This is a genomic window from Synechococcus sp. R6-5 (assembly GCF_047461775.1).
GTDB lineage: Bacteria > Cyanobacteriota > Cyanobacteriia > Thermostichales > Thermostichaceae > Thermostichus.
The window spans coordinates 1-6,159 of the sequence record NZ_JANSHV010000123.1 but is presented as its reverse complement, the minus strand read 5'-3'; the positions used below and the strand labels follow the sequence as shown (position 1 = coordinate 6,159).

Here is a 6,159-nt window from a genome sequence, read left to right as displayed (position 1 = left end):
GTCCTCCCCCGCGGCAATGCGCTCTAAAGGAAGCCGTTCTGGTCTCGTCAGGGATCCGCTCCCGGCGAATCTTAAGTAATCCACTTGAGTATTGAAGAGTTCAGGGATCCCCCAAGGGATCCCTTTTTGTTTTTTGTAATGGGCATGAGGTGGCTAGGAAGGGATCCCATCTCGCAAGCGGGCGCGAATGGCTTGCCAGATCTGTTCAACCAACTGGGGCGGGCTAGTTTCTGACCGGATAGGCACCCGCACGTCGGCTTGGGCGTAGAACGGCTCTCGCTCTTGCATCAGCTTGTACAGGGCAGCTTGGGGGTCGGGGGTTTGCAGCAGGGGGCGTTGGCCGGGATCCCGCTTGAGCCGCTGCCAAATCAGCTCGGGGGTCGCATCCAGCCAAACGGTGAGGCCATGGTGCAAGTAGCTCCAATTTTTGGGGCGCAACACAATGCCGCCGCCTGTGGCGATCACCAACCGGGTGTAGCTGCTCAACTGGGCCAACACCTGCGTCTCCAGATCCCGGAAGTAGGCTTCCCCATGCTCGGCGAAGATCTGAGCGATGGAAGAACCCCCCACCTGCTCCACCAGACCATCGGTGTCGAAAAATTGAAAGCGCAACTGGGCTGCCAGCTCCGATCCCACGGTGGATTTGCCGCTGCCCATCATCCCAATGAGATAAACATTTACGCCGCGCAGGCGCTCAACTTCCTCGGGGTGGATCATGGGAAAGGTACCTAGATATAGCCATGCTCGGCCAGAAACTCCAGAGAAACGCTGCTCTCGGGGGGCAGCAAGCCCAGCAATTTTTCCACATACTTGCCCAAAATATCCGCCTCTATGTTGACGGGATCCCCAACTTGGAGCTGAGAAAGGTTGGTCTCGCGGTAGGTTTGGGGGATCACAGCCACCTTGAACCAGCAGCCCCCTTGGCGCACCTCAGCAATGGTCAAGCTCACCCCATTCACCGCCACGCTGCCCTTGGGTACGATGTAACGCCCGATCTCTTCAGGAACCTTGAAGCTCAGCTCCCAGGCGTTGCCAGTGGCGGCTTGATCCCACAGTTGCCCCACCCCATCGATATGGCCGCTGACAAAATGCCCCCCTAACTTGTCTCCTACCCGCAGCGCCGGTTCCAGGTTGACTGTGCGCGGGCCGAGGGATCCCTGGCCCCAAGTCGAGCGCCGCAGGGTTTCCGGCGAAACATCGGCCAAAAATCCATCGGGCAGAATCTCCACCACCGTCAGGCAAAGGCCGTCCACCGCCACGCTATCTCCATAGGCCAACTGAGGTTGCAACCGGGGACAGGTAACCCGTAGCTGTGAAGAATTGATCAACTGGGCTGTGCCCAAACTTCGAACCAGACCCGTAAACATTGCTTTGGCTCCTTAGGTTTTGCCGGCTGCCTTTTTGGCTTTCTGTTTTTCTCGCTCTTTGGCTCGTTTTTCGGCAGCGATTCGCTCTTGTCGGGCTTTCTCTCTCTCTTCAGCGATCTTTTCTAGATAGTAGTGATAGTTGCCCTGGTAGGCGACCAACTCTCCGTTGCGAATCTCTACAATCTTGTTGGCCACTTTTGAGATAAAGTAGCGGTCGTGAGAAACAAGGATCACCGTGCCATCGTAATGCTGTAAAGCTTCTTCCAGCATCTCTTTGGCCGGGATATCTAAGTGGTTGGTGGGCTCATCCAAAATCAGTAGGTTGGCCGGCTGAAGTAGCATTTTCGCCAACGCCAAGCGGGCTTTTTCTCCCCCGCTCAAAGCCGCTACTTTCTTAAAAACGGCGTCGCCGCTGAACAAAAAGCGACCCAACAGCGTGCGCACTTCTTCGTTTTTCCAGTCGGGCACTTCGTCATGGATGGTGTCCAAGACGGTTTTGCTCAGATCCAAAGCCTCTGCTTGATTTTGCTCGAAGTAGGCAGGGATCACATTGTGTGCTCCCAATTTCACAGATCCCTCGGTAGGTTGCTCTAGGCCGGTGATAAGACGCAGCAGGGTGGATTTTCCTGCCCCATTGGGCCCCAGAAAGGCGACGCGATCCCCACGCTCGATCAACAGCTCCGCACCCAAAAACAAAATCTTATCTCCATAAATGTGCGTCAAATTCTCGATCTTCACCACCTCGCGACCACTGCGGGGAGCAGGGGGAAAGCGAAACTTGAGGGTACGCACGTCGCCAATGGGCGCTTCGACCCGCTCGATCTTTTCCAGTTGTTTTTCGCGGCTTTTGGCCTGAGTGCTGCGGGTGGCACTGGCCCGGAAGCGATCGATGAAGGTTTGTTGCCTTTCAATTTCCTTTTGCTGACGTTCGTAGGCAGCTTGTTGTGCCTCTCGCCGTTCAGCTTTTTGGAGTAGGTATTGAGAATAGTTACCCAAGTATGTCGTAGAAACTCCTCGCTCCGTCTCCACAATTTGGGTGCAAAGCCGATCCAAAAACTCTCGATCATGAGAAACAATCACCATGGGGATCGTCAAGCTCTTGAGGTAGTTTTCCAGCCACTCAATGGTCTCCAAGTCTAGGTGGTTGGTCGGCTCGTCTAGCAACATCAAATCGGGTTTTTGCAGCAGGATTTTCCCCAGGCTGATGCGCATCTGCCAGCCGCCGCTGAAGGCGCTCACCAACCGATCCCCGTCCTCCGGCTCAAGCCCCATTTCCGGCAGGATTTTCTCAATACGCGCCTCCAGTTCATAGCCATGTAAACTCTCAAATTGGCGCTGTAGACGATCTAGACGGCGCAAAAGGGTTTCCAACGTGTCCGCGTCCGCCTGCTCCATCTGTTGGGTGATTTGGGCAATTTCTTGGTGAATGCGGTTTTCCTCTTGAAAGACTGTCCAGAACTCTTCTCGCACCGTTCGGGCGGGATCCACTCCAAATTCTTGGGTGAGATAGGCGATGCGCAGGTTGGCGGGGCGGATCACCTCGCCGCTGGTCGGCTCTTCTTGCCCGCAGATAATCTTGAGCTGGGTGGTCTTTCCGGCCCCGTTTACTCCCACTAGGCCGACGCGATCCCCAGGCTTAACTTCCCAGTTCACATCCTTGAGCACCTCACCGGTGGGATAGATTTTGCTAATGTGTTCCAGTCGCAGCATAATGCTCCTTGGGGATCGGGACCAATTGGAGAAGTGTGGCGTTTTCTTTACATTCTTTACTCGATTTTACGTATTCTTGGGATCCCTGTCCATGGATCCTGAGCAATTTCTGCTTGATTTCTCCCTCTCATTGATCTTGCCGGGATCCACGACAGCGTTTAATATTTCTGGTTTGCCTTCAGAAGTGCCTGCTGAACCCTGTTCGATCTTTTTTCATGTCTTCAGGGCTTGTTTGTCGGTACCCTTAGTATGGACTCTTTTGCCAGAAGCCTTGTGAGGCTTCTCTAAGGCTTAAACGACCTCTAATGCCAGCGGGGAAAAGCCAGTTCCTGAGAGAGATTGAAGTAGCCGGTCGTGATGACAATGAGGAAGGTTGATCGGATAAGTTTTCAGTGTATGGGATGCTTACTTCGTCTCTTGTTTCTGAAATCCCCGGCAACCTATTTTTCTCTTTTGGGCATGTCCTAATGAGCTATCAATCCATTGACATTAGCAGTCAGCCCAGACAAGTTATGGTCTCTTGAGTTGACTTCTTATCTAACATAAAACCTTTGTTGATTTTGACAGGAAAGCCAATGGCGACGGGGATCAACTCAGAAGGACACTACGCCTTGGCTTGATCCTCGAGGGAACGGGGGGATCCCTGAAACAGGGCAGGATGACCTGTTCTGCCTCCCTGAACCGACAGAGGATTTTGTCTGTGGGCAGGCGGCTGTTGGGCCAGAAGCCGCTTCACCTCTGCATTAAGCTGACTTTCGTTGAAGGGCTTGGTCAAGTAGGCGGTTGCCCCCGACCATTTGCCGCGGATGCGGGCCAGCAGACCATCGCGAGCGGTAACCATCAGGATGGGAAGGGACTTAAACTCTTCTAAGCTGCGCACAATGCGGCAAAGCTCTAGACCATCGATCCCCGGCATGGCGATATCCATCAACAACAGGTGGGGCCGATGCTGAAACAACAAAGGAAGCACCTCGGCGGGGTTGCCCGTTGTAATCACCTGATAGTTGGGCAAATACTGCCGTAGGATTTCCTGCATCACCACGCTGTCGTCCACCGCCAAGATGGTTATCGGGTTGTGGCGCTTGGTCTGCAGCAGCTCTTGGGGTGTTTGTAGGCTGACCAAACCTTTTTTCGCCCAGGAGGCAAAGAGATTGGCCACCTCCAGCCGATCCCGGCACAGCTTCTTGGCGATTGCTTCCAGCGACTGGCCATCTTTGGTGAGGGTGTGGAGCTTCTGTCGTTGCTCATCGGTGATGCGGTAGCGGTTGACCCGTTCCCAATTGACCACCGGCACCGCCAACAGGGTTGGGATCGCCACCTTCAAATCTGCCCAGCGATCGTGGCGCCGGGCGGCTTCTTGCAGCAGCGGCTCCAACTCAAACCCGCCAATGGGGGCCTCTTGGGCGACCTGCTCCTGCACCTCAAAGTAACAGGTGCCTGCCCGTTCGAATAGGTAGCGGTCGAAATCGGTAAGCAGGTTGAGCCACAGGGCATCTTCCAGCTCCCCCGGCTTGAGCAGGCCCAATTGCGTGATAGCCTCCAGCAGCTCAGGTAAGGAATGGTCTTTCATCAAGCGCTCTTGCACCACCGAGATGGCCCGCTGTGGCCATTCCAAGTTGAGGCGAGGAATAAAGCGGGAGAGTCGTTTCAGCAGGATTTGCGTGTTGAGGGGTTGATCGGCAGAAAAAAGCAGCCTGCCGTGGTAGTAGGTCAACACCCAGGGTTCCGCACCTTCAGAGGGATCCAGTCCCTTGAGGTGAATGTGCAGATATCCAGTGGTAAACCGCCAACCTTGCTGCCTGAGCAGTGGCGCAAGTTCCTCCGAGCCGAACACAAAACGGGACATGCAGCGTTCTCCGGGCCAACTTCTTCAGGCCAAATGAGCAGCGATTCACCTCAGCCACACGCTCAAACCGTCGAAAGGAGAGCTTCAGAGAGCTCACTTATTTTAACAACTGGCTGATCTTAGCTTTCCCGGCCATTCCTTTACAGCAAGGGAATACCGCTTTGCCAACCAGGATATACACCCATGCGATCCCATATGCAGTGCCTTGAAGGATTACCATTGCAAGGCTAGGGTCCGGCTATGGCTCTATCTTTCTAAATTGAGAGCCTGCCGTTGGGCTTGGAGCAATTCTTGGATCCCGGCTTGGGCCATCTCCAACATTTGTAGCAGTTGCGGGCGACTGAAGCAGGCGGCTTCGGCAGTGCCCTGGATCTCGATGAAGGATCCCTGCTCGTTCATAACAATGTTCATGTCCACCTCGGCTTGGCTGTCTTCCTCATAGCACAGATCCACAAGTACCTCTCCCTGCACAATTCCTACTGAAAGGGCCGCCACCTGCTGCCGCAGCGGGGATCCCTGGGCCGGATCCAGCGCCCCCTGTTTGTACAGCCAAGTGATGGCGTCGTGCAGAGCCACATAGCCCCCTGTGATCGCGGCGGTGCGCGTTCCGCCATCGGCCTGCAACACATCGGCATCGACGGTGATGGTACGGGATCCCAGCTTGCGAAAATCCAAGGCGGCGCGCAGACTGCGCCCGATGAGCCGTTGAATCTCGGCAGTACGGCCCGATAGTTTCAACATTTCCCGCGGCTGTCGTTGTTGCGTGGCTCCGGGCAACATGCGGTACTCAGCCGTCAGCCAGCCTTGGCCGGTGTTCTGCAAAAAAGGGGGAACTTCTTCGGCCACACTGGCGGTGCAAAGGACATGGGTATGGCCGAACTTGACCAACACCGAGCCAGGGGCATAGCGGGTAAAGTGGCGCTCAAAAGAAACCGGGCGCAATTGAGCAGCGGTGCGATTATCTGGGCGTTGCCAGCTCATGGACAGTTCAAAAAGGGATCCCTCGCATTGTCAACCATGTCTGCCCAATGCGGCTCAGGACTTGGAATCTCTGCAGAATATGACTGGGGCGACGGCTGCGGACGGAATTGGTCTGGGAAGGCAAGGACGACAAGTGTAGCAACCGCCGCAAATTGGATATTGCCGGGTATGCCACCTCTACGCGGAAGAAAGTGAAGCACTTGTAAACTACCCGGCACCCGCGCTACGCGCAGGGTGCGGGCTTTATCCCAATCC

At 55.2% G+C, this 6,159-nt stretch carries 5 protein-coding genes; all 5 read right to left on the bottom strand.

Features of this window, described 5'->3' with window-relative positions; translation table 11 throughout:
• Positions 1 to 153 precede the first annotated feature (153 nt).
• Entirely contained in the window at positions 154 to 717 is a 564-nt protein-coding gene (locus tag NW818_RS07370; protein WP_414374890.1) for a shikimate kinase, read from the bottom strand.
• 11 nt (positions 718 to 728) lie between these two features.
• Positions 729 to 1,367, bottom strand: coding sequence for a riboflavin synthase (locus NW818_RS07365; protein ID WP_414332173.1), 639 nt, complete (start codon positions 1,365 to 1,367; stop codon positions 729 to 731).
• A 12-nt stretch (positions 1,368 to 1,379) separates the two neighbouring features.
• Positions 1,380 to 3,077 (bottom strand): ATP-binding cassette domain-containing protein, encoded by a 1,698-nt coding sequence (locus tag NW818_RS07360; RefSeq protein WP_414424201.1) that lies wholly within the window; start codon positions 3,075 to 3,077, stop codon positions 1,380 to 1,382.
• 604 nt (positions 3,078 to 3,681) lie between these two features.
• Positions 3,682 to 4,923 carry a response regulator gene (locus NW818_RS07355; protein ID WP_011433340.1) on the bottom strand — a complete coding sequence of 414 codons (1,242 nt, stop codon included), beginning with the start codon at positions 4,921 to 4,923 and terminating at the stop codon, positions 3,682 to 3,684.
• Between the two features lie 246 nt (positions 4,924 to 5,169).
• Positions 5,170 to 5,904, bottom strand: coding sequence for a ribonuclease PH (rph, locus tag NW818_RS07350; RefSeq protein ID WP_011433341.1), 735 nt, complete (start codon positions 5,902 to 5,904; stop codon positions 5,170 to 5,172).
• Positions 5,905 to 6,159 lie beyond the last annotated feature (255 nt).

Bases quoted from the DNA above. Each gene is read 5' to 3' on its own strand.
- NW818_RS07360 (WP_414424201.1), bottom strand. From the start codon at position 3,077: ATGCTGCGACTGGAACACATTAGCAAAATCTATCCCACCGGTGAGGTG.
- NW818_RS07355 (WP_011433340.1), bottom strand. From the start codon at position 4,923: ATGTCCCGTTTTGTGTTCGGCTCGGAGGAACTTGCGCCACTGCTCAGG.
- NW818_RS07365 (WP_414332173.1), bottom strand. From the start codon at position 1,367: ATGTTTACGGGTCTGGTTCGAAGTTTGGGCACAGCCCAGTTGATCAAT.
- NW818_RS07370 (WP_414374890.1), bottom strand. From the start codon at position 717: ATGATCCACCCCGAGGAAGTTGAGCGCCTGCGCGGCGTAAATGTTTAT.
- rph (WP_011433341.1), bottom strand. From the start codon at position 5,904: ATGAGCTGGCAACGCCCAGATAATCGCACCGCTGCTCAATTGCGCCCG.